General features: G+C 65.7%; 21 protein-coding genes and 1 pseudogene. 15 read left to right on the top strand and 7 right to left on the bottom strand.

All coding sequences use genetic code 11. The annotated features are described in order from the left end of the window. Nucleotides 1-312 precede the first annotated feature (312 nt). Both FF80_RS18850 and FF80_RS18845 read left to right on the top strand, forming a co-directional pair. Nucleotides 313-966 (top strand): DUF433 domain-containing protein, encoded by a 654-nt coding sequence (locus tag FF80_RS18850; RefSeq protein WP_035103173.1) that lies wholly within the window; start codon nt 313-315, stop codon nt 964-966. After that, nucleotides 963-1379, top strand: a complete 417-nt coding sequence (locus FF80_RS18845; RefSeq protein ID WP_035103172.1) for a DUF5615 family PIN-like protein — start codon at nt 963-965, stop codon at nt 1377-1379. The genes FF80_RS18850 and FF80_RS18845 overlap by 4 nt, the downstream gene beginning before the upstream one ends. Nucleotides 1380-1584: 205 nt before the next feature. Here the strand turns inward: FF80_RS18845 and FF80_RS18840 are convergent, their stop codons facing one another. After that, entirely contained in the window at nt 1585-2478 is an 894-nt protein-coding gene (locus FF80_RS18840; protein WP_035103171.1) for a LysR family transcriptional regulator, read from the bottom strand. A gap of 101 nt (nt 2479-2579) precedes the next feature. Here FF80_RS18840 and FF80_RS18835 point away from each other — a divergent pair, with 101 nt between their 5' ends. Then, a complete protein-coding gene (locus FF80_RS18835) occupies nt 2580-3395 on the top strand; it encodes an SDR family NAD(P)-dependent oxidoreductase (RefSeq protein WP_035103170.1) in 816 nt (271 codons plus the stop codon). A gap of 102 nt (nt 3396-3497) precedes the next feature. Here FF80_RS18835 and FF80_RS18830 read toward each other — a convergent pair whose 3' ends face one another. From FF80_RS18830 to FF80_RS18820, 3 genes are read right to left on the bottom strand one after another with little or no spacing between them, the layout of a single operon-like run. Further along, complete coding sequence (locus tag FF80_RS18830) at nt 3498-4175, bottom strand: class I SAM-dependent methyltransferase (protein WP_035103169.1); 678 nt, start codon at nt 4173-4175, stop codon at nt 3498-3500. Continuing rightward, on the bottom strand, nt 4175-5068 hold the full coding sequence (locus FF80_RS18825; protein WP_035103168.1) for an NAD(P)/FAD-dependent oxidoreductase: 894 nt from the start codon (nt 5066-5068) through the stop codon (nt 4175-4177). Before FF80_RS18825 ends, FF80_RS18830 begins: the two co-directional genes overlap by 1 nt. Beyond that, nucleotides 5058-5522, bottom strand: coding sequence for an Rrf2 family transcriptional regulator (locus FF80_RS18820; RefSeq protein ID WP_035103167.1), 465 nt, complete (start codon nt 5520-5522; stop codon nt 5058-5060). Before FF80_RS18820 ends, FF80_RS18825 begins: the two co-directional genes overlap by 11 nt. A gap of 165 nt (nt 5523-5687) precedes the next feature. Between FF80_RS18820 and FF80_RS18815 the strand changes: the two genes are divergently transcribed. The 10 genes from FF80_RS18815 (at nt 5688) to FF80_RS18770 (ending at nt 18891) form a co-directional block, all read left to right on the top strand. Continuing rightward, nucleotides 5688-6641 carry a zincin-like metallopeptidase domain-containing protein gene (locus tag FF80_RS18815; protein ID WP_035103164.1) on the top strand — a complete coding sequence of 318 codons (954 nt, stop codon included), beginning with the start codon at nt 5688-5690 and terminating at the stop codon, nt 6639-6641. Beyond that, the gene (locus FF80_RS18810) at nt 6641-7588 is read left to right on the top strand and encodes a hypothetical protein (RefSeq protein ID WP_035103162.1); all 948 of its coding nucleotides are present in this window, start codon (nt 6641-6643) and stop codon (nt 7586-7588) included. The genes FF80_RS18815 and FF80_RS18810 overlap by 1 nt, the downstream gene beginning before the upstream one ends. Nucleotides 7589-7795: 207 nt before the next feature. Further along, entirely contained in the window at nt 7796-9928 is a 2133-nt protein-coding gene (locus FF80_RS18805; RefSeq protein ID WP_035103160.1) for a ParB/RepB/Spo0J family partition protein, read from the top strand. Nucleotides 9929-10028: 100 nt separating this feature from the next. Beyond that, entirely contained in the window at nt 10029-10445 is a 417-nt protein-coding gene (locus FF80_RS18800; protein ID WP_035103157.1) for a hypothetical protein, read from the top strand. Further along, nucleotides 10438-11082 (top strand): hypothetical protein, encoded by a 645-nt coding sequence (locus tag FF80_RS18795; RefSeq protein ID WP_035103155.1) that lies wholly within the window; start codon nt 10438-10440, stop codon nt 11080-11082. Before FF80_RS18800 ends, FF80_RS18795 begins: the two co-directional genes overlap by 8 nt. A 175-nt stretch (nt 11083-11257) precedes the next feature. Next, entirely contained in the window at nt 11258-11566 is a 309-nt protein-coding gene (locus FF80_RS18790) for a DUF4326 domain-containing protein (RefSeq protein ID WP_035103152.1), read from the top strand. 90 nt (nt 11567-11656) lie between these two features. Continuing rightward, nucleotides 11657-12079, top strand: a complete 423-nt coding sequence (locus FF80_RS18785; protein ID WP_035103150.1) for an antirestriction protein — start codon at nt 11657-11659, stop codon at nt 12077-12079. A 157-nt stretch (nt 12080-12236) separates the two neighbouring features. Further along, nucleotides 12237-16586: a strawberry notch family protein gene (locus tag FF80_RS18780; RefSeq protein WP_035103149.1), complete on the top strand. Its 4350-nt coding sequence runs from the start codon at nt 12237-12239 to the stop codon at nt 16584-16586. Next, nucleotides 16586-17623 carry a toprim domain-containing protein gene (locus FF80_RS18775; RefSeq protein WP_035103148.1) on the top strand — a complete coding sequence of 346 codons (1038 nt, stop codon included), beginning with the start codon at nt 16586-16588 and terminating at the stop codon, nt 17621-17623. The genes FF80_RS18780 and FF80_RS18775 overlap by 1 nt, the downstream gene beginning before the upstream one ends. 332 nt (nt 17624-17955) lie before the next feature. Next, nucleotides 17956-18891 (top strand): DUF2493 domain-containing protein, encoded by a 936-nt coding sequence (locus FF80_RS18770; RefSeq protein WP_052153760.1) that lies wholly within the window; start codon nt 17956-17958, stop codon nt 18889-18891. A gap of 401 nt (nt 18892-19292) precedes the next feature. On the opposite strand, the gene FF80_RS18765 is transcribed toward FF80_RS18770, so the two are convergent. After that, nucleotides 19293-20432: an epoxide hydrolase family protein gene (locus tag FF80_RS18765; RefSeq protein ID WP_035103146.1), complete on the bottom strand. Its 1140-nt coding sequence runs from the start codon at nt 20430-20432 to the stop codon at nt 19293-19295. 228 nt (nt 20433-20660) lie between these two features. Further along, nucleotides 20661-21401: an SDR family oxidoreductase gene (locus FF80_RS18760; RefSeq protein ID WP_035103145.1), complete on the bottom strand. Its 741-nt coding sequence runs from the start codon at nt 21399-21401 to the stop codon at nt 20661-20663. Nucleotides 21402-21431: 30 nt separating this feature from the next. Here FF80_RS18760 and FF80_RS18755 point away from each other — a divergent pair, with 30 nt between their 5' ends. Further along, nucleotides 21432-22403, top strand: a complete 972-nt coding sequence (locus FF80_RS18755; RefSeq protein ID WP_035103144.1) for an AraC family transcriptional regulator N-terminal domain-containing protein — start codon at nt 21432-21434, stop codon at nt 22401-22403. A gap of 56 nt (nt 22404-22459) precedes the next feature. On the opposite strand, the pseudogene FF80_RS18750 reads toward FF80_RS18755, so the two are convergent. Then, nucleotides 22460-22751 (bottom strand): annotated as a pseudogene (locus tag FF80_RS18750) (transposase); the annotation flags it as partial. On the opposite strand from FF80_RS18750, the gene FF80_RS22015 reads away from it, so the two are divergent. Then, nucleotides 22723-22896, top strand: coding sequence for a hypothetical protein (locus tag FF80_RS22015; RefSeq protein WP_160172861.1), 174 nt, complete (start codon nt 22723-22725; stop codon nt 22894-22896). The pseudogene FF80_RS18750 and the gene FF80_RS22015 sit on opposite strands and share 29 nt — an antisense overlap. The last annotated feature ends 421 nt before the right edge of the window (nt 22897-23317 follow it).

The following is a 23317-nucleotide window of genomic DNA, read 5'->3' as shown; positions in this document are numbered from 1 at the left end:
TTCCTATCCACCTACCGGCCGGTGCTCGACCAGCTTGCCCAAGAGGGCCGCAGCGGATTGTTTCGTGCCGCGGCGTAGCATGTACGAGCCTCGCCAACAGAACGATAAACCAATGATACATCGTAGGTTTTTCTTGGCAAGGCGGCGATATCCTCGCCCGGAGGGAGGCCGGTGGCGTTTGTCCGCCTATTCGCCGCTGCAATGCCGGGTCGCTCTGTCTCCTCTTCTTACAGCCTGCCGGATCAGGGATTGAAATTTCGGACCCTCCAATATATATTCCGGTGCGTCGGAAGATTTAATCAGGAGGCTCCCATGCCCTCAGTCGCGGAAATGCTGAAGGCCAGCGAGGCCGCCGTCGTCTCGCGCGTGAGCCTGCGCGACGTCAACCGCGTCATCGACGAGCATATCCTGCCGGACGCCTTCGTCTCGCTCGACAACGGCCGCTACGTCCTGGCGGGCGCCTGTTCGCTCATCGCCTTCTATTTCGAGAGCGCCAGACGCCTGACTTCGGAAGAACGCCTGTCCGCCATCAGGACCGCGGAGCCTCGGCTCGCGCGATCGCGCGCCCTGCCCTGGGCTGCGCTGCTCCGTGAGGACTGGACCGTGCGTGACGACTTCCTGACCATCGACCTGTTGCCCTTCATGAAGGGCGCCAGCGAGCGGCTGGACGATCTCGCCGCCGCGCGGGAAATGGTCACGACCTCGCCGGACATCCTCGGCGGCACGCCCGTCATCCGGGGCACCCGCGTTCCGGTCTATGATGTGGCGGCATCGGTCGCCGCCGGCCATTCGGCCGAGCGCATCCTCGCAGCCTGGCCCAGCCTGGATGCCGAGAAGGTCAGACTCGCCGCAATCTACGCGGAGGCGAACCCGCTGCGCGGTCGCCCGCGCGTTTCCACCGATCTTCCTGAAGGCTCGGTCATCATCACGGATCGCCGCGTACCTCGGGTCAGGAAGGCCGGATGAAGTTTCTGATCGATGAGTGCCTCAGTCCGGAACTGGCGAAACTGGCATTGGAAAAGGGGCATGGCGAGACCAGCCATGTCGTCTGGATGAAGCTCGCAGGCCTGAAGGACTGGGAGCTGAAGCCGATCATTCTCGACGGGGACTGGACGTTCGTCACCAAGAACTCGGTGGATTTCCGGGGGCCGAAGGACAGGCCCGGCACCAAGGGCCAATATGCCGACGTCGCCATCCATGCCGGGCTGGTTTGCCTCAATGGCCCGGCCGGCATGGATCTCGACATGCAGATCGAACTCTTCGAGCAGGCGCTGGTCGAACTCAGTGCTGACGATGATCTCGTCAACCAGGTTCTCGAACTCTCTCTGGAGGATGAGGATGCGCTCCGGGTGCTGCGCTATGCCTTGCCCAAGGATTGAGCGACGCCGGATCGGATGGGGAATCTGATCCGGCGGGTCGTCAGCTTCCCCGCCCCATCACGCAGCAAAACCCGAACAGTTGCTTGGTGGACTCTGGACGGTGGCTTTCGGGAAGCAGGTGGCGATAGCCGCCGCCATCTTGCGTCACCGGCGTTCCCGAAAACGATCGAGTTTCGAGAATCGACGCCGACGCTTGGACACGCTTTCATACGGCCCTGCTTTCTCGAAGCGCCTCCTTGAACAGTTCGAACGCCGTCGTGCCCCGCCGATCGGGGTAATAGAGGTGGTAGCCGGCGAACGGCTCGCACCATGGCTCCAGCAGGCGGGTGAGACGGCCATCGGCAATCGGCGCCGCTACCAGATCCTCCAGGATGTAGAGGATGCCGAAACCCTCAAGGGCGGCGGCCACCAGCAGGTCGCCGTCGTTGAACACCGGCCCGCGGCCTGGCGCGACCGTCACCGCATGGCCGTCGCGCGCGAACGACCAAGGGGACAGGTCGCCATGCGCGTCACGGTAGGCGACACAGCGATGCGCCGTGAGGTCGGCGGGCTCCATCGGCGCCGGATGGTCGCTCAGATAGCCGGGCGCGGCCACCACCGCGACGCGAAGCGGTGGCCCGACCGCCAACGCGATCATGTCCTTCTCCAATCGCTCGCCGAGCCGGATGCCCGCATCGTAGCGGCCCGCCACGATGTCGGTCATCCCGCCCTCCACGCACACCTCCACCTCGATACCGGGGTGGCGGCGCATGAAGGACGGGAGCATCGGCCACAGCACCGTGTCCGCGGCGTGTTTGCCCGTTGTGATGCGGACGGCGCCGATGGCCGCCCCGCGTGCCTGGGACAGCGCCTCGATCTCGTCGTCCAACCCGGCCAGCGCCGGCGACAGGGTGGCGAGCAGGCGCTCGCCGGCAGCGGTCGGGGCGACGCTGCGCGTCGTGCGGGAGAGCAGGCGAAAACCGAGCTGATCCTCCAGCCGCTTCATGGTCTGGCTCAACGCAGACTGCGTGACTCCAAGCCGTCTCGCCGCCCGCGTGAAACTGCGGTCGGAGGCGATCGCCGCGAAGACGGCGAGGTCGCCGAGCTGATCCGGACGCATTGATGATCCCAGCTACTTGGGCCTATTACTAATTAGGCCGTTATCTCGATTAATTAGCATACCTACCTAGCCAGTGACAGTGGAAGAACGAGGAGCAGGCGATGAGCAAGGTTTGGCTGGTGACGGGCGCAAGCCGGGGACTTGGACGCGAGATCGCGCGCGCGGCGCTCGATGCGGGCGAAACGGTGGTGGCGACGGCGCGGTCCGCCGACGCGGTGCGGGATGCCCATGGGAGCGATCACGATCGCCTGCACGCCCTCGCGCTCGACATCACCGACGCCCAAGCCGCGCATTCGGTCGCCGCCGAGACCACCGAGCGGTTCGGTGCGATCGACGTGCTGGTCAACAATGCCGGTTATGCCGAACTGGGCTTCTTCGAGACCTTCACCGATGCCGCGGTGCGGCGTCAGTTCGAGGTCAACCTGTTCGGCACGATGAACGTCGCGCGCGCGGTCGCTCCCCACATGCGGGCGCGTCGCTCGGGCCTCATCGTCACCATCTCATCGGTCAGCGGGCTGGTCTCCAGCGGCGGGGGCGCGGTCTACTCGGCGTCGAAGTTCGCGGTCGAGGGATGGATGGAGGGCTTTGCGCAGGAGTTGGCGCCGCTCGGCGTCCGTTCGCTCCTGGTCGAGCCGGGAATGCTGCGTACCGACTTCATGGACCGGAAGTCGGCGCGCTTCGGCACCATCGACATTCCAGACTACGCCGAGGCGATCGCGCAGTATCGCGCGTTCGTTGACGGAGCCAATGGCAACCAGCCGGGCGGTCCGAAGCTGCTCGCGGCAAGGATCGTGGCGCTTGCTTCGCAAGGCAAGGTGCCATCGCGGCTCATATTCGGCGACGACGCCCGGCAGTGGGCCGGCGCGAAGGTCGACCAGCTGCGGCAGGAGATCGCCCTGTCCGCCGATCGCGGCTGACACGACAGACCAAGGCGCCGGCATAGAGCGAGTTAAATCATTCGCCGCGCTCGCACGATTGGTGGGTTTTAGCACAGCCTGCCCGGCAACGCCCCGTCCTGCTCACGCTCGTGAAACCCAGCCCCTGAAGGAAAAGCCCGCGTAGAACAAGGCAACATCGGAAAAGCCCGCCTCCCGCAGAACAGCCTCATCCTCGCTAATGGACAGGAGGGGCAGAGACTCTGCCATTCTGGTCGCCGACACGCGCGCATGGGCGAAGTCGACCCCCGGTCCGCCCGCGAAGGCTGCCGACCGCTCCAGCCATGTAGAAGGGTCACCGTCACCGGGATAGCTGTGATGCGCGACGACGAGCGGCGCGCCTAGTTTTAAGCGCTGACGGATTTCTCGCAAGGTGTGGAGCCGGTCGTCCTTTGCCAAGAAGTGCAGAGTAAGCAGGCATGTGGCGCCATCGAACAGTTCCTGCGGCGCGGCATCGACATAACCCGTGTGGAGTTCAACACGCGCCTGTAGCGATCCCAGGAGCTGGCGGGCCAGACCGAGCATCTCGGCTGAAGGATCGACGCCGACGAAACTCCAGTTCGGCTGCGCTTCGGCGAACGCCTTCAATTCAAGCCCTCCGCCGGCACCCACGACGAGGATGGCGGCCGTCTCCGGCGCGCGCTCGGCCAGCAGGAGCATCGCCATGCGATGCAGGTCAGCCAACCCCGGCACCTTGCGCGGTGTTCCCTCAACATAGCCCGCAACGATGCCTGGATCGGTGAAGGCCTGGACTCTGTCCATCAGCCAAACACCAACGCGCGGTGGACGGACGTCCCGGCCGTGACGCCATCGGCCACCGCCCAGCTCACGCTGTGCCGGGCGCGCGCGATGTCGCCGGCGGCGTAGAGCCCCGGCACCGTGGTCATCCTGTCGGCGTCCGTCCGGATCATCGGCCCAACCGACCCGTCGTCGATCGCGGCGCCTAACTGCATGGCAATTGGACTGGACAGCGAGGATTGCGGCGCGACATAGAGCGCCGCCACCGGTCGCTGGCTTCCGTCCTCCAATTCCACGGCGGACAGGGCGCAACCCTCGCCGACCAGGCGCTTGATCTTGCGAGGCTCGATCGTCACACCATGTCTGGCAAGCGGCTCCGCGCTTTTCTGCTCAAGCTCCACGCCGTTGAGAAACAGCGTCGTTGGGCCCCATTCTGCAACAAGGCAGGCCTGATGCACCGACATCGGCGTGCGGGCGAGCACGCCGAGCGGCCGATCGATGAATTCGAAGCCGTGGCAGTAGGGGCAATGAAGCACCGACTTGCCCCAGCGTTCCTGAAGGCCGGGCATCGGCTCGAGGCTGTCGCGCAGCCCGAAGGCGAGGATCGCCTTGCTCGCTGCAATTTCCTCACCGCTCGACAGCGACACGACGAAACCGTCGCCAACGGCCCGGGCTCCGACCGCTTCGCCGGCGACCATTGTAACGCCGGGATAAGCAGCGAGCTGTTCGCGCGCCCTGGCCAGAATCGCCGCCGGATCACTGCCGTCGGACCCCAGAAAGCCATGCGAAGCTTTGGCAAAACGGTTGCGCGGTTGCCCCGCGTCGATGACGCAGACACGGCGACGCGCCCGCGCGAGATAGGTGGCGGCGGCGAGCCCGGAGAAGGCGCCTCCGATGATGACGACGTCATTCTGCATGATTGGTCTCCAAAGCGATGGATCCGCCGCGTTCGGCGAGCCGCACATGAAAGTCGGCGCTCAGCGCGGCGAGGGAGACTTCGCCGAAGCGGCGAAGAAGAAGCGTTTCAGCCTCATCGAACGTCTTGCCGAGCACTGCGTTGACCGCCTGCTCGACAAGGCAGCCGGGCTCATCGGTGCGGTTGCCAAGGGCCAGCAGTTCAGGCCTGCCGAGCGCTTCGTAGATGTCGCGGAGCGTGACCGCGCTGAGATCGCAGGCGATCGTCCAGCCGCCGCCATGGCCCTTTTCGGATTGCACGTAGCCTCGGTCCCGCAGGCCTGACATAAGCCGGCGGATCACCACGGGATTGGTATCCATCGCGCGGGCCAGCATGTCGGAAGTGCACGGCCCGGGATGCTCCGCCATGTGCAGCAGGACGTGGAGCACGCCCGATAACCGGCTATCTCTTCTCATGCAACTTTATATGTTGCGTGACGGCCGAACAATCAAGGCGGGGCAAGGAGTTTTTTCACAGCCTGCCCCGCAACGCCCCCTTTAGAGTGAGAGTGCGGACCGGGTTTGCCGTGACGGGTTGAGGGCTGGGGAAGAGGTCTCCGGCGCCCGTCGCGGAGAACCGCGATGTCCAGACAGGATCGCAGCGCGCGCCCCGGCTCGGATCGGGCGAGCCTTTACGACGATATCACCAACAAGATCATCGGCGAGTTGGAGGCCGGCCGTTTTCCCTGGGTCCAGCCCTGGGGCACGGCCGCGGCCAAGGCGCCGCTCGCCATGCCGAGGAACGCCGCCACCGGCCGGCACTATTCGGGGATCAATGTCCTGATCCTCTGGGGCGCCGTGATCGAGCATGGGTTCCCCGGCCAGAGCTGGCTCACCTTCCGCCAGGCGCTGTCGCTCGGCGGCAATGTCAGAAAGGGCGAGCGCGGCACCACCGTTGTCTATGCCGACCGCTTCACCCCCGAGGACGAGAAGCGCCGCGCCCGCGAGACCGGCGAGGAAGCCCAGGCAATTCCGTTTCTGAAGCGCTTCACGGTCTTCAACGCCGCCCAATGCGAGGGCCTGGCCAAGGAGATCGCGGCCGTCGCTCCCCCGCCTCTGCCGGGCCTGATCGAGCCGCGCGTCGAGGCGCTGATCCAGGCGACCGGGATCGACTTCCGCATCGGCAGCAATCGGGCCTACTACGTCCTCGCGCAGGACTTCGTCATGGTCCCGCCGCCGCAGGCGTACTTCGAGCCGATCAATTGGCACCGGACGGCGCTGCATGAGCTCGGCCATGCGACGGGCCATCCGTCCCGCCTGAACCGGGACTTCTCCGGCTCCTTCGGCACCAAGAAATACGCCTTCGAGGAGCTGATCGCCGAGATCAACGCCGCCTTCTGCTGCGCCTCCCTCGGCATCGCGCCGACCGTCCGCCACGCCGACTATATCGGCTCCTGGCTCGATGTGCTGCGCGAGGACAACCGCGCCATCGTCCGCGCCGCCTCCCAGGCCAGCAAGGCGGCCGACTGGCTGCTCGGCTTCCTGCCGGATACCGGCAGCCTCGGCGCGGCCGACGACGAGCGGGAGGCGGCGTGATGAACGCGCTCGCCTTTCCCGGCTTCATCCCCGATCCCGAACAGGCGGCCGACATCCGCCTGCGCGTGCTCAGCCTCGGCGCCGGCGTCCAGTCCACCACGCTCGCCCTGATGGCCGCGCATGGCGTGATCGGCCCCATGCCCGATTGCGCGATCTTCGCCGACACAGGCTGGGAGCCGCAGGCCGTCTATGACCATCTCGCCTGGCTGCGATCGCCCAATGTCCTGCCGTTCCCCGTCCACATCGTCTCGGCCGGAGATCTGCGCGCCGACTTGCTCGCCGGCGCGCGCGGCGAGCGATGGGCCTCGATCCCGGCCTTCACCCGCGCCGTGACGCCGGCCGGAAGCGAGCTTCCCGTGTATGACGAGGATGAGAACGGCGATCTCGTCGTCGTCGGCTCCCGCATCGTGGCGACCGAGCGCGTCGGCGTCGGCATGATCCGGCGTCAATGCACCGGCGACTACAAGATCGTGCCGATCCGACGAAAGGTGCGCGAACTGCTCGACATCGCCGGGCGGCGCTCGCCCGCATCGCCGGTCGCCGAGCAATGGATCGGCATTTCGCTCGACGAGGCGCTACGTATGAAACCCTCGTTCGAGAGCTGGCAGGTCAACCGCTGGCCTCTGATCGAGCAGGGCATGACCCGTCAGGATTGCCTGCGCTGGCTGGAGCGGCACGACTATCCCGTGCCGCCCAAAAGCGCCTGCATCGGCTGCCCGTTTCATTCCGACGATCATTGGCGGCACATGCGCGACCATGATCCCGAGGCATGGGCCGACGCCGTATCCATCGACGCCGCCATTCGCACCGGCTTCCGGGGCATCCGTGGCGAGGTCTATCTTCACCGTTCCGCCGTCCCGCTCGACCAGGCCGATCTTTCGACCGCGGCCGATCACGGCCAGCTCGATCTCTGGCCGAACGAATGCGAGGGCATGTGCGGGGTCTGATCCGCCTGAAACCCGCAGACACGCAAAGCCGGATTTCCGGCTCCCCGCTTTTTTACGACCTTCCGGTTACCCGGCTTTCCGATTGCACGACGATCCGACGCCGGTTCGGTGGCGCTGCCCTCTTAGAGTGAGAGGGCGGCGCTTCGCTTCGTGACGGGTTTGAGGTCGAGAGAGAGGCTCTCGGCGCCCGTCGCGGAGACTACCACGATGGCTACCGCCACCCAGAAAATCGTCCTGTCGCCCTCGCGCGACATCCCCTTCAACAAGCTCGTCCTCAGCCAGGCGAACGTCCGCCGCGTCAAGGCCGGCGTCTCGGTCGAGGAATTGGCCGAGGATATCGCCCGCCGCGGCACGCTCCTCCAGAGCCTCAATGTTCGCCCGGTCCTCGATGCCGATGGCGCCGAGACCGGCATGTTCGAGGTGCCCGCCGGCGGCCGCCGCTATCAGGCGCTCGCGATCCTCGTGAAGCAGAAGCGTCTTGCCAAGACCGCGCCGGTGCCCTGCGTCGTGCGCGATCCCTCGACGCCGATCCTCGCCGAGGACGACAGCCTGGCCGAGAACACCCAGCGGGTGCCGCTGCATCCCCTCGATCAGTTCCGGGCCTTTCTCGATATGCGCCGTAAGGGCATGACCGAGGAGGAGATCGCTGCGGCCTTCTTCACCACGGCCCAGGTCGTCAAGCAGCGCCTGCGCCTCGCGGCCGTCTCGCCCGTGCTCCACGAGATCTATGCCGAGGACGGCATGACGCTCGAAATGCTCATGGCGTTCACGGTCAATCCCGATCATGCACGCCAGGCGCAGGCCTGGGAGGCGGTCCAGACCTCCTACAATCGCCAGCCATGGCATATTCGCCAACTGCTGACCGAAACCACGGTGCCCGCGGCCGACAAGCGAGCTCTGTTCGTCGGTGTCGAAGCCTATGAACAGGCCGGTGGCAGTGTGCTGCGCGATCTGTTCCAGCAGGACGAAGGCGGCTGGCTGCAAGATCCCGCGCTTCTCGACCAACTCGTCTCCGACAAGCTGAAGACCGTCGCCGAGGACATCGCCGCCGAGGGCTGGAAGTGGATCACCGTCGATACCGACCTGCCTTACGGCTACGATCATGGCCTGCGGGCTCTCGACTTCACCTTCGTCGATCTGACTGATGACGAGCGTGCGGCCCGCGAGGCGCTGCGCGAGGAATACGAGCGGATCGAGGCCGAATACGACGGCGCCGACGAACTGCCCGACGAGATCGACCAGCGTCTCGGCGAGATCGAGGCGGCGATCGATGCCTTCGAGAAGCGCCCGGTCATCTACGAGGCGGCCGACATTGCCCGTGCGGGCGTCTTCATCAGCATCGACCGCGACGGCGAGATCGTCGTTGATCGCGGCTATGTCCGACCCGAGGACGGGGCCCCGGTCGGCGTCGATAATCCCGAGGGTGATGCGGAGACCGTCGACACCGATGTCGCGGCGGCGGGCAGCGTCCAGCGCGCCGTCATCACCATCGGTGGCCAGCAGGCCGAGCCGGAGGAAGACGACGAGGAAGACGTCATCAAGCCGTTGCCCGAACGGCTCGTCACCGAGTTGACGGCACACCGCACCCTGGCGCTTCGTGATGCCGTGGGCGCCAATCCCCATGTCGCGTTCACCGCCCTGCTGCACAAGCTGGTGCGCGACACCTTCCAGCGGACGGGCACGTCGGGCGCAAGCCTTCAGGCTTCCGTCAATCACGTCTTCTTCCGCGAACAGGGCAAGGATCTCGCCGAGACGGCCTATGCCAAATCCGTCACCCAGCGGCACGAGGACTGGAAGGCGGACCTGCCGTCCGACGAGGACACGCTGTGGGACTGGCTCGCCGCGCTCGACGACGCCAGCCGCATGGCGCTGCTCGCCCATTGCGTCAGCTACGGGATCAACGCCCTCTATGAGCGGCCCAATCCCTACAACGGCAACGGCGTGTCGCAGTCGGGTCTCGACCGGCGCATGGCGGAGGCGGATCGGCTGGCCCGCGCCACCGGCCTCGACATGGTGGACGCCGGCTTCAGGCCCACGGTCGAGAACTATCTCGGTCGCGTCACCAAGCCCCGCATCCTCGCGGCCGTGTGCGAAGGCGCCGGCGAACGCGCGGCCCAGCTCATCGACCACCTGAAGAAGGGCGACATGGCCAAGGAGGCCGAGCGCCTGCTGGCCGACACCGGCTGGCTGCCGGAGCCGCTGCGCCTGATCGACCAAAGCGAGCCGGTCGACGGGCTCCCGGCCGAGGACGGCGAGGAGGCGCTTCCCGCCTTCCTGGCCGACGACGAGGAGTCCTCGGACGAAGAGACCGAGGCCCCGCTCGCAGTCGCGGCCGAATAGCCCAACGGCGTGGGGCGGCTCGGGCCGTCCCACGTCCATTCTTTCGACCCATCCAGCAGCCCGGCCGTTGCTCCGGGCATTTTCGTTTCAGGAGCCTGACATGGCCGACTACTTCACTCATTTCTCGTGCCTGCTGGACGTCGGCACACCCGAGAACGCCGCTCGCGCGCTCGACCTCTACAACAAGCTCTCGGAGGAAGGCGCTTCCGAGGAACCGCCTTCCGAGGGCTTCCTTCTCTCGATCCAGCCCGAACATGGCGGCGCCCAGCTCTGGATGCGCGATGACGTCACCGGCGATCCCGAGCGTCTGATCCGGTTCGTGAAGATCTGTGCGGCCGAGTTCGGCCTGACGGGACTTTGGGGTTTTCAATACGCCAACACCTGCTCGCGGCCGCGCCTCGACGGTTTCGGCGGGGGCGCGCATGTCCTCGACCTCGCCACCGGCGGGACGGTGGCATGGACCTATACCGATGGTTGGCTCGCCCAGGTTCTCGACGGAGGCGACCCCGATGAGTAAGGTCATCGAAACCACCGTCTATCATCTGGACGAACTCTCCGACGCCACCAAGGAGAAGGCCCGCGCTTGGTATCGCGATGGCGGCTTCGACAACGACTGGTATGATGCCGTCTATGAGGATTTCCAGCGCATCGCCGAAATCCTCGGCCTTCGGCTGAAGACCCGCACCGTCCGCCTCTATGGCGGCGGCGCCCGGCAGGAGCCTTGCCTCTGGTTCCGGGGCTTCTGGAGTCAGGGCGACGGCGCCTGCTTCGAGACCTTCTATTCCTACCGGAAAGAAGCCCCGCGCCGGATCAGGGACTACGCCCCCCAGGACGCGGAGCTTCATCGGATCGCGGATGCGCTTCAGGCCATCCAGCGCCGCAACTTCTTCAAGCTTCACGCCGAGGCCAGCCATCGCGGTCACTATTTTCACGAATACTGCATGGCGATCTCCGTCGAGCGCGACAGTCCGACCTATCAGGACATGACCGCCGACGCGGAAAACGCCGTGACCGGGGCGCTGCGAGATCTTGCCCGCTGGCTCTACCGGCAGCTCGAACGCGAATACGAATACCTGACCTCGGACGAGGCTGTCGACGAGGCGATCAACGCCAACGAATACACCTTCACCGAGGCCGGCCGTCGCTTCGGCTGACCGCGCGCACAACGCCTTCCAAGCCCTGCGAAGGCGCTCTCGATCGTTGGGGCGCACCTTGGCCTGGACGCCGCGCGCCGCCGGTCAACGGGCGGGCCGTTTCTGCACAGGCGCATGACCGTCGCCGCTTCACGCCGTCCCTGGCTGAGGGCGCCACAACGGATCGGAGGCGCAAATGTGCAGGGTCTTGAACAAGCGGGTGAGCGGCGTTCCGTCCGGAGCGGTTTATATCGGCCGCGGCAGCAAATGGGGCAATCCGTTCCGGATCGGCCCCGACGGCGACCGCGCCGCCGTCATAGCGAAACACGAGCACTGGCTCGCCGATCAGCATCATCTGCTTCGCGCACTCGATGAACTGCACGGCCGCGATCTCGTCTGCTTCTGCGCACCGCTGGCCTGTCACGGCGATCTGTTGCACCGGCTGGCCAGCGCCAGCCGCGACGAGCGGATCGCGTGGTGGCGCGGCGTCAAGGGCCGCTTTTGAGAGGCAGAGGGTGAACCGGAAAGGGCTGCATCCGTGGGGGCGAGAGAGCCTCCCGGCGATGCGCTTTTTCCCCCTCCGGAGTATCCCACCATGAACCTGCCTGCCCCTGCGACTTCGCTCGCCACCCTCGTCCCCGAAGCCCGCCGCATGGAGTTTCTTCCCCGGCTTTTCGGTCTTCCCCTCCTCATCATCGCGGAGAATGCGGTCTTCAGCTTCATGGAATGGCTGAGCCCCGACGACTACGGCGGCGGCTTGTGGGATTTCTACGAACTGGACGGTGAGCCGCTCTATCTCGCGCCGACGTCGAAGCCGCGCTTTCGGATCTCCTGCGAAGGCAACGGCTTTGATGGCGAGGTCTCGGCCGACGCCGCCGGGATCATCGCGACATTGTTCACCTTCTCCCACCTCTCGTTCCGCCACGAGTCCGACCGGCTCGCAGAAGGCTATGCCCGCCTTTACGCCTACGCTGCGGATCATCCCGCAGCCCCGGATATCTTCCAGGCCATCGACTGAATCTTACAAGCGCCCCGCCTTCCGGTGGGGCGCTTTTGTAATGCCGGCCACGGCCCGCCTTTGAGAGGCAGAGGGGGCCGGGACGGGTTTGAGTCTGCGCGGTCGAGAGAGAGCGCTGCGCGGCTCGATCCTGTCCCGCTCTCCCGAGGTGTTTCCCATGAACATGATTTCCGCATACGCGGAGGCTCCGGCTTCCGCGCCGCTTCCGCTTGCCCCCGACACCGAAACGGCCGCATCCGTCTTCGCGGCCGCCGGCCTGCTGCTGCCCCATCTCGAGCGCGGTCAGCGCATCGACGCCGCCACGTTGCGCGGCGCGATGGAAACCGCCTTCGGCGCTTCCGACGTGACGGGCGCCTGGAACTGGAAAACCGCCTACGAAGCCTGCGAGGCTGCGACCGTTCTGTTCCTCCGCAAATACGGAAAGGCGCTTTTCCGTAAAGCCGGTTCGGCGGCCGAGACTCTGCCACTGCTGACGAAGATCGCCAGCCTGTTGCCGACGCATACGCGCCGCTCCGAGGAAGCACAGTCGTTCCAACAATTCTCGACCCCGATCCCGCTCGGCCTGGTCGCGGCGACTGCAGCCGCCATCACCCCGGCCGACCGTGTGCTGGAGCCTTCGGCCGGCACCGGCCTACTCGCCATCCTGGCCGAGATCGCGGGCGGCGTGCTCGTGCTCAACGAGCTGGCCGAAATGCGCGCCGATCTCCTTTCTTCCCTCTTTCCGGCTCTTCCCGTCACCCGTTTCGACGCGGCGCAGATCGATGACCACCTCGATCCCGGCCTGGTCCCCAGCGTCGTGCTGATGAACCCGCCGTTCTCGGTCATGGCCAATGTCGAGGGCCGCGTGGCCGACGCGGCCTTCCGCCATGTCGCCTCGGCACTGGCGCGTCTTGCGCCTGGCGGGCGGCTGGTGACGATCACCGGCTCGAACTTCGCGCCCGACATTCCGGCCTGGACCCCGGCCTTCACCCGGTTGCAGGAGCGTGGCCGCATTGTCTTCTCCGCCGCGATCGACGAGGCGGTCTATGCCAAGCATGGCACGACCTTCCCCACACGGCTGACCGTCATCGACAAGCTGCCGGCCGCCGATCCCGCCGTGTTCCCCGCCGCTCCCGGCGTCGCACCGGACGCCGCCACGCTGATGTCGTGGATCGGCGCTCAGCTTCCGGCCCGGCTGCCGGTCGCCTTGTCCGGTATCCCGATTGCCGCCTCGGCGGTCGCCGCTCCTCGCACCGTGCGCGGCTACGTCAACCGCGCCGCGAAAGCCGCGCGCCCCATGCCACCGGCCGAGCCGGAGGCCGCGCCTCTCGATTATGAGACCATCGATTGGCGGCCAGCCGAAGGCGGCCACATCACCGACGCCATCTATGAGGAATACGGGCTTCAGGTCATCCGTATTCCCGGCTCTCAGGCCCACCCGACCCAGCTCGTCCAGTCGGCGGCCATGGCGAGCGTCGCCCCGCCGAAGCCCAGCTACCGGCCGCATCTGCCGAAGACCATCCTCGGCCTGCTGTCCGACGCTCAGCTCGAAACCGTCATCTATGCCGGACAAGCCCATTCGGACCACCTCGCCGGCGCCTGGACGGTGGACGACACGCTCGATGTCGTCAGCGCCGCGCCAGAGGACGCGAAGGGCGCCATCCGCTTCCGGCAAGGGTTCTTCGTCGGCGACGGCACCGGCGTTGGCAAAGGCCGGGAATCCGCCGCCATCATCCTGGACAACTGGATGCAGGGCCGCCGCAAGGCGGTGTGGATCTCGAAATCCGACAAGCTGCTGGAGGACGCGCAGCGCGACTGGTCGGCCCTCGGCATGGAGCGGCTGCTGGTCACGCCGCTCTCGCGCTTCCCGCAGGGCAAGCCGGTCACGCTGCCGGAAGGCGTCCTATTTACGACCTATGCCACGCTACGCTCCGACGACCGCGGCGAGCGGGTTTCCAGGGTCAAGCAGATCGTCGAATGGTTGGGCTCCGATTTCGATGGAGTGGTGATCTTCGACGAGGCGCATTCAATGCAGAACGCCGCAGGCAGCAAGGGAGAACGCGGTGACGTCGCCGCGTCGCAGCAGGGCCGCGCGGGTCTGCGCCTTCAGCACGCCCTGCCGAACGCCCGGATCGTCTATGTCTCGGCCACCGGCGCCACCACGGTCCACAATCTCGCCTACGCGCAGAGAATGGGCCTGTGGGGCGGCGAGGATTTCCCATTCGCGACGCGGGCTGAGTTCGTCGAAGCCATCGAAGGCGGCGGTGTCGCGGCGATGGAGGTTCTCGCCCGCGACCTGCGCGCGCTCGGCCTCTACACCGCCCGCTCGCTCTCCTTCGCCGGCGTCGAGTACGAACTGGTCGAGCACGAGCTGACGCCCGAGCAGGTCCGCATCTACGATGCCTATGCCGGGGCCTTCGCCGTTATCCATAACAATCTGGATGCGGCGATGGAGGCCGCCAACATCACCGGCTCGTCCGGCACGCTGAACCGGCAGGCGAAGTCGGCCGCCCGTTCGGCCTTCGAGAGCGCCAAGCAGCGCTTCTTCGGCCATCTCCTGACCTCGATGAAGACGCCGACCCTGATCCGCTCGATCACGGCCGATCTGGAAGCGGGCCATTCGGCCGTCATCCAGATCGTCTCGACCGGCGAAGCGCTGATGGAGCGCCGCCTGGCGGAACTGCCGACGGAGGAATGGAACGACGTCCGCGTCGGCATCACCCCGAGGGAATACGTGCTCGACTATCTGGCCCATTCCTTCCCGGTGCAACTCTACGAGCCGTTCACCGACAGCGAAGGCAATCTGTCGTCACGGCCGGTCTATCGCGACGGTCAGCCGGTCGAAAGCCGCGAGGCGGTCGCCCGGCGTGACGAACTGATCGCCAACCTCGCCAGCCTGCCGCCGGTCCCCGGCGCGCTCGATCAGCTCGTCCAGCATTTCGGCACGGACACCGTAGCCGAGGTGACGGGCCGGTCGCGCCGCATCATCCGCAAGCCGGGCCAGGGCGTGACCCTCGACCGCCTTGTCGTCGAGAACCGCGCTGGTTCGGCCAACCTCGCCGAGACCCAGGCGTTCATGGACGATCAGAAGCGCGCCCTGGTGTTCAGCGATGCGGGCGGGACGGGTCGCAGCTATCACGCCGAGCTTTCGGCCAAAAACACCCGGCTGCGCGTCCACTACCTGCTCGAGGCCGGCTGGAAGGCCGACACCGCCATTCAGGGACTCGGCCGCACGAACAGGACGAACCAGAAACAAGCGCCGCTCTTCAGGCCGATCTCCACCAACGTGAAGGCCGAGAAGCGCTTCCTCTCGACGATCGCCCGCCGCCTCGACACGCTGGGCGCGATCACCCGCGGCCAGCGCCAGACAGGCGGCCAGGGCCTGTTCCGGCCCGAGGACAATCTGGAGAGCCACTACGCCCGCGACGCGCTGCGTCAGCTCTACCTCCTTCTGGTGCGCGGCAAGGTGGATGGCTGCTCGCTCGAACGATTCGAGGCGGCGACCGGCCTGAAGCTGATGGACTCGAACGGCATCAAGGATGAGTTGCCCGCAATCACCACCTTCCTCAATCGGCTGCTGGCGCTGACCATCGAGCTTCAGGGCGTGCTGTTCGGCGCGTTCGAGCAGCTTCTTGCCGCAAAGATCGAGGGCGCCATCGCCTCGGGCACCTATGACGTTGGGCTGGAGACGCTGCGGGCTGAAAGCTTCATCGTCACCGAGCGCCAGACGATCTACACGCACCCGCGCACCGGCGCCGAAACCCGCCTTCTGACCATCACCGAGCGCAAGCGCAATCATCCGGTCACGCTGGCCGAAGCCCTGGCCCATCTGGACGATCCGAGGGCGAAGCTCCTCATCAACGAGCGGTCGGGCCGCGCCGCCATGCAGGTGCCCACCACCAGCGTCATGCTGGACGATGGCGAGATCGAGCGCCGCGTCCGGCTGATCCGGCCGATGGAGGCGCAGAACATCCCCGTCAGGCTCATGGGCGAAACCCATTGGGTCGAGGCCGACCGGGACGCCTTCGCCTCGGCCTGGAACGCCGAGGTCGCGGAGGTGCCGGAGTTCGCCGACAGCACCCTGCATATGGTGACGGGCCTGCTGCTGCCGATCTGGAAGCGGCTGCCGAACGAATCCACCCGCGTCTATCGGCTCCAGACCGACGCGGGCGAGCGGATCATCGGCCGCCGTGTCTCGCCGGCCTGGGTCGCCCATGCGACCGCCACCGGCGCATCGTCGCTCACGCCGGAAGACGCCTTCACGGCGCTGATGGGTGGACGCACGATCCTCGATCTCGCGGAGGGCCTCCAGCTTCGCCGGGTGCGTGTCATGGGCGCGCAGCGCATCGAACTCTCGGGCTTCACCGACACGATGCGCGAGCGGCTCAGCGCTTACGGCCTCTTCCACGAAATTATCTCGTGGAAGCTGCGGATGTTCGTTCCGACCGATGCGTCCGGCGTCGCGGTGCTCGGCCGTGTCCTCGACCGCTGGCCGGTCGAGCGCATCGGCGAGCGGGAGGCCGCCTGATGGCCCGCCATGACGCATCGGAGCTGGCGCACCGCCTCGGCCGGGAGGCCGAGGCGGTCTGCCGCGAATACCTGTCCTCCGGCCGGCGGGCAGGCAATTACTGGCTGGTCGGGGATGCCCAGAACAATCCCGGCCGGTCCCTCTATGTCCGTCTCCGGGATTCCGCCAAAGGTCCGGCGGGCAAATGGACGGATGCCGCGACCGGCGAACATGGCGATCTTCTCGACGTCATCCGCGAGGCGCTCGGCCTGGTCGACTTCAAGGACGTGGCCGAGGAAGCGCGCCGTTTCCTCAGTCTCCCGCATCCCGAGCCGGAACAGACGAGGACGCCGATCGGCAGGGTGTCGCGTGCGGCTGTCGGTTCGCCGGAAGCGGCACGGCGGCTCTCCGCCATGTCGCAGCCGATCCACGGCACACTGGCGGCGACCTACCTGGGCGGGAGAGCGATCACGTCGCTCTTCGACGCCGCCGCGCTGCGCTATCATCCCAGGTGCTACTATCGGCCCGACGAGCATTCGCCCACCGAGATCTGGCCGGCGATGGTCGCTTCCGTCACCGACCTGGCCGGGCGACAAACCGGCGCGCATCGCACCTGGCTTTCCCCGGACGGGTCCGGCAAGGCGCCGGTCGAGACACCGAGGCGGGCGATGGGCGACCTTCTCGGCCACGGCGTCCGCTTCGGTCTCGCTGGTGAGGTGCTCGCCGCCGGAGAGGGAATCGAGACCGTGCTGTCGCCCCGTCAGGTTCTGCCCCACATGCCGATGCTGGCGGCGCTTTCGGCCGCTCACCTCGCCGCCGTCCTGTTCCCGGTGGGGCTGCGCAGGCTCTATGTCCTTCGGGATCGCGACCCGGCCGGGGATGGCGCCAGGGACAGCCTGATCACCAGAGCGACGAGCTTCGGGATCGAGGCGGTTTCAGTGTCGCCGGTGCGTGAGGACTTCAACGACGATCTGCGCTGGCGCGGCGTCGACGCCCTCCGGGCGGCCTTGAAGGACCAGCTTCATCCCGAAGACGTCCGCCGGTTCATGGAGGAGTGAGGAGATCGGCGGGGGCATGGCGTGGTCCTGGCGTCTCCACCTGCCGTCTCCGGTCATCCTTCAGGGGACGATCCTTCTGTCGGAGAGGCCGGCGCCCACGGCCTTCTGAGAGGGCTATCGGCCCACAAACGGGCCAGCCGGGCAATGGCCGGGTTCGGGCTATTTTCCGCCGGCGGGGACGAGCCCCGCCTTTGCACCGCGAAGCAAAATAGCCCGAACCCGGCCATCAAGGCCCTCGCGGGAGCGCGAGGGCTGCCAGTCCGTCCCGCCTGTGGGCTTCGACGCCTGCGAAGGCCGCGATGGGCGCGGTCTCCAGACGAAGGACGCTCCCGATGATGAACGAAGACGATACCGCAGGCTTCGAGCCGATCCACAGCTCATCCCCTACCGATCATGTCCTCACCGAACTCCAGCTCTACGGCTACCGCCCGTTTCAGGACGAACCCGATCCACGGCCGCTGCCCGAGGGCAATGACGTCGCCGCCGCTGTCGCAGACATCTTTGACGCCCTCGTCTCGACGCTCGGCGACACCCGCCTCGAACCCGATCTCGACGATCTGCTCTGGGGGGCCGTCAACCTCTTCCACCGTGCCACGGACCGGGTGGAACGCGACCTGGACGATAACGAGCAGGCGCAGCGACGCCTGCAGCGCGAGCAGGACGGCAGCGAGGTCAAGAGCGTCGAACTCGAACGCCTCACGGCGGAGGGGCAAACCCTGATCGAGCGGCGCAACAGCATGGAACTCTTCCGTGACCTCGCGGCGGATGCTTTCGAGCACCACACCCACAAGCCCTGGCGGCCGCGCAGCGGCTCGATGGTCAACCATCGCAACCTGACCTCGGCGATGATCGACAGCCGGGATTTCCTCGCCGCGAAACGCCGGGCCGAGACCGAAGTGCTGTTGCCCGCCGGTCCCAGGGTCGCCGTCACGGGCGGCGCGGACTTCAACGACCACCGCCTGATCTGGGCGAAGCTCGATCAGGTCCATGCCAAGCACCCCGACATGGTGCTGCTGCATGGCGGCTCGCCGAAGGGAGCCGAGCTGATCGCCTCCCGCTGGGCCGATCACCGCAAGGTGCCGCAGGTCGCCTTCAAGCCCGACTGGACGAAGCACGCCAAGGCCGCGCCCTTCAAGCGCAACGACGCCATGCTCGACACCCTGCCGATCGGCGTCCTCGTCTTCCCCGGCACCGGGATTCAGGAGAACCTTGCGGATAAGGCCCGCAAGCTCGGCATCCCGGTCATGAAGTTCGACGGCGGCGCGTAAAGCGCCGCCGCTCGGCGGCTGTTTCGGCGGGATAGTACCTCAGTTCAAATTTCCGCTTCCGACCTCTTCATTGCCGGTCCGAAGCCCCAAGCGCCTCCCCGAAAGCGGTCATTCGAACGCGCGCCTTGCGCGGCTAGGATCACGGTGTTGCGGCCATAACGTGCGTTAAGGGGCTCCGGTGAGAGGATGGTCGAAAACGTACGCTAAGGCCCGCCGTTGCGGCACATAGATGGCGTTACGGGTTAGGTGGCGGGTCTCGACGCTGTCGATTTGGAGCAGGCCAAGCCGGTCGATCGCCCTTCACAGCTGGCCTGCGCCGATGCGGTCGTGACGACGCAGGGCATTGAAGCCCTGCGCCGCTAGCGCCACGCACCCCGCTTCGGAAACGGAGATCTCCACCTTCAGGAGCGCGCTCCCGACACCGTCGCGATAAAGGCGCGCAAGTCGGCCAGCATCAATTCCGGCTCTTCCAGCGCTGCGAAATGCCCACCCCGCGGCATGTCGGTCCAATGCACGATGTTGTAGGTCTTCTCCGCGAACGAGCGCGGCGGCGGCAAGAACACCGGATCGGGGAAGGCCGCAAAACCGGTCGGCACCTGGATGCGGGTGCCGGCCGGAAGCGTCAGCGAATCCTCAAGCCGGGTGCCGTAGTAGATCCAGGTTGCAGTCACGAACGATGTCGGCGCGATGTAGAGCATGATGTTGGTGAGGAGTTCCTCCTCGGAAAACTTGCTCCAGATGTCGGGGTCGCCATCGGCGGTTGTCGGAAGGTCGGCCCACTTGCCGAACTTTTCGAGTACCCAGCCCGCCGCTCCGATCGGGCTGTCGGCCATCGCGACGCCAAGCGTCTGCGGACGGGTTGCCTGCTCGTGAAAATAGGCGCTCTCCCAATCGGCGGTCGCGGCCCGCTTGGCGGCGAAAGACTTCTCCTCGTCGGTCGTCGGAGCGGCATCCCTCGCACACACGGTCATCATGTTGATATGGATGCCGAGCAGAGCATCCGGTCGATCATGCGCTGCCCAGGCCGCGATGCCGTGGCCCCAATCGCCCCCTTGAACGAAATACCGCGCGTCGCCGAACAGTTGGATCATCAGCCCATGTACGAGGGCAGCAGCCCGCCGCATGCCGATCGGGCGCGCGATCGGGTTGGAAAACGCGAAGCCAGGAAGCGAGGGGACAACAACATCGTGCCCGTCCGCCGCGAGAGGCTCCAACAGCCGCTCGAACTCGAGATACGAGCCCGGCCAGCCGTGGAGAAGCAGGACGGGCGGCTTGGAGCCGTCGCCTTTCACATGAACGAAGTGTAGGTGCTCGCCTTCCACGTCGGCCGTGAAATTGGGGAGTGCGTTGAGGCGCCGTTCGACCGCACGCCAGTCGTAGCTGTCCCGCCAATACGCGGCGAGCCGCTTGAGGTCATCAACCCCGACGCCCGCTGACCAGCCCCCCGCATCCGGCAGCTGGCTCCAGTCATAAGCCTCGACCTTGGCTCTGATCGTGGCGAGCCGTTCGTCAGGGATGTTGATCGTGTAGGGTGAAATCATGATGTTCTCCGCTTAAGCTGGGATGCGGTTCGATGGAGAGGGCGCCGAGCCATCTGCTATCCATATCGTCGATGGATCTTCCGAGAGCCAACGGCCGCTCGGCATAGTGCTCGGTACGTCGCCGAGGTTGAAATCGAACCTCCTGCCTGCTGTTATCGAACGCGGGCGGCACCGGGGCCGCCCGCTAACATTTCTTGCAAAGCTTGAGGCGCTGAAGCTCCAATGGCCTCAAAACTCCTGCGAGGTCGGCCGAACGACGATCTCGTTGATGTCGACGCTCTTCGGTTGCGCGATTGCATAGACGATCGCATCCGCGATGGTCTGGGTCGGAATGGCGGATTCGTACATGCCGAGCACCGCGGCCTGAGCGTCCGGATCGCTCGAGCCGAACTTCAGTTCGCTTTCCACCAGGCCGGGCAGCAGCGTGGTGGTCCGAATGTTCGGTCCCGCCTCGACGCGCAGACCTTCTGAGATCGCGCGCACCGCGAATTTGGTGCCCGCATAGACCACGCCGCCGGGTGTCGGAACCTTCATCCCGGCAATCGACGACAGGTTGATGAAGTGGCCGCTATTCTGCTTGCGAAAGACCGGCAAGGCAGCGGAGATGCCGTGAAGCACGCCCCTAATGTTCACGTCGATCATCGCATCCCATTCCTCGACCTTATCGGCGTCGAGAGGCGCAACCGGCATGATACCGGCATTGTTAATGATGACGTCAAGTCGGCCATAGCTGGTGATGGCCAGATTGACCAACGCCTTCACGTCGTCTCGCTTGGTGACGTCGGTGGTCGCGAAAACTGCTTCGCCCCCGGCCTCGGTGATGTCCCGAACAATGTTTGTGAGTCGGTCGGTCCGGCGCGCTCCAAGCACAACCTTGGCGCCCAGACTAGCAAGATGCCGGGCCGTGCTTTCACCAAAGCCGCTCGAGGCACCGGTGATGACGACCACTTTGTCAGCGACGTTTTCCATAGCTCATGATCCTTGTAATTCCATTTAGAAATGTACAAATATTTCATGGAGCCGAGCAATCTGAGGGTCAGAAATAGCAATATGTTGCACAATCCTGCCAACAAGCTGCGGCTGCCCGATGCCTTGCTGCCGCTGGCCGGCTTGATCGGGCAGGCCGAGTCGGGGATCGCCGAAACCGGGATTGCGGGCATCCGTCTGTTCTGGACCACAAGGTCGATGCCGCCGACGCCGCAGGTCTATGATCCGGGCATCGTTCTGATCCTGCATGGACGGAAAGAGGGCACGTTCGACGGACGCCCCCTGAGATACGACGAGGACCACTACCTGACGCTGACGTTGCCAGCGCCTTTCGTGTGCGGCCATATCGCCAGCGACAGCGAACCGCTGATCGGGCTATTCATCGATGCGGTCCGCGAGGATATTCTGAGCCTTCTGGAGCAGATGGACATTGTCGATAGTGGACCGCCGAGCGCCGGCGCCGTTGCGATCCAGCCCGCACCCGTCAGCGCTTCGATGCGACTGACGATCACGCGGTTGATTGCGTATCTGGCTGACCCGGTCTCGGTTAAAGTTCTTGGTCCCCAACTTCGACGGGAGTTTCTGTTTCACGTTCTGCACGGTCCCCGCGGATCGGCGTTTGCCGCATATGCCCGACAAAACGTAGCAGGTGGCAGGCTCGACATCCTGATCGATACGGTGTCACAGGAGTTCAGGAACCCGATCAACATCGACGGCTTGGCCAGCAAGGCTGGAATGAGTTCCTCGAATTTTCACCGCGCTTTTCGTCGGCGGACTGGCCAGAGTCCTTTGCAGTATATCAAACGCCTTCGTTTGCTCGCGGCGCGTCAAATGATCCAATTTAACGGCACCCGTGTCGGCGAGGCCGCACACCGTGTTGGTTACGAGAACGTCTCGCAATTCAGTCGCGAGTACCGACGATATTTCGGTGTGGCGGCGTCGGTTGCAAAATCGACAAAAGCGAAGACGCATCACGTGTTCTGAAAGTCTTGAATTGAGCCTTCTCAAGCCCCAAGCGCCACATTTAGAACGGAATCCGATCAGTCTGCGTCATAGCCAGCGGCTTTGAAGAAGTTTTCGCACTCGCCGGGTTTGAAGGCGTCGACGAGTTTGCCGATGATGTTCCAGAGCGCCTCGACGGTTCTCTCCTCGGCCTTGCGCAGGAGCGCCTTCAGCTTGGAGAAGGCCATCTCGATTGAAGTCGGGGCTGTACGGCGGCAGGTAGAGAAGCCGTGCTCCGGCGGTCTCGATCAAACGCGCCACCGCCGGTCCCTTATGGCTGGAGAGGTTGTCCATCACGACGATGTCGTTAGGTTTCAGCTCGGAAACGAGATATGCGCTGGTCTACGGCGTCACCAAGAACGCCATCGACTCGGTCGTCCTGCTCAACCTGCTTGGCGGCGCTGGCGGTCTGTTCATCGGCATTGCGGCGATGCTCAACCTCAACGCGCTCGGAACCGTCGTCTTCACGCGCTGACGTGAAAGCGCCAGGCCGCTCCCATGGAAACCCGGCGGCTTGCGCCGCCGGACCTTCGATGCCCGATCAGACAAGAATGGTCGGGTCGATGTTGAGCCAGCCTTCGTCACTCCGGCTCAGCTTACCTGGCAAGGAAGTCGGTCGTCGCGCGGCGATCCCGCAGTCGCTCAAAGTCTCCCATCAGGTCGGTAGATTTCGCGTCGGAAAGCAGGCCGCCGAGCACCTTCGTCTTTCCCCTTCCACGCAAGCCCGCCGGATCGCGCCTTCATCCGTTGAGGCGATGGAGCGCCATCCGCCCGGACCCGATATCATTGGTGTTCTCGTTCCGGACAACCCCGCCTCCGGCGGAAAACCCAGGCGGCGGTGACGGAGTTCTCACGGGTCGCCCGATACGGGCGGGGGCAGGATCGGGGCCTGTCTT

This window comes from Devosia sp. LC5, from assembly GCF_000735585.1.
In the GTDB taxonomy this organism is placed as follows: Bacteria; Pseudomonadota; Alphaproteobacteria; order Rhizobiales; family Devosiaceae; genus Devosia.
Note: the sequence above shows the minus strand (reverse complement) of the source record. Positions and strands in the feature narration are given on the sequence as shown.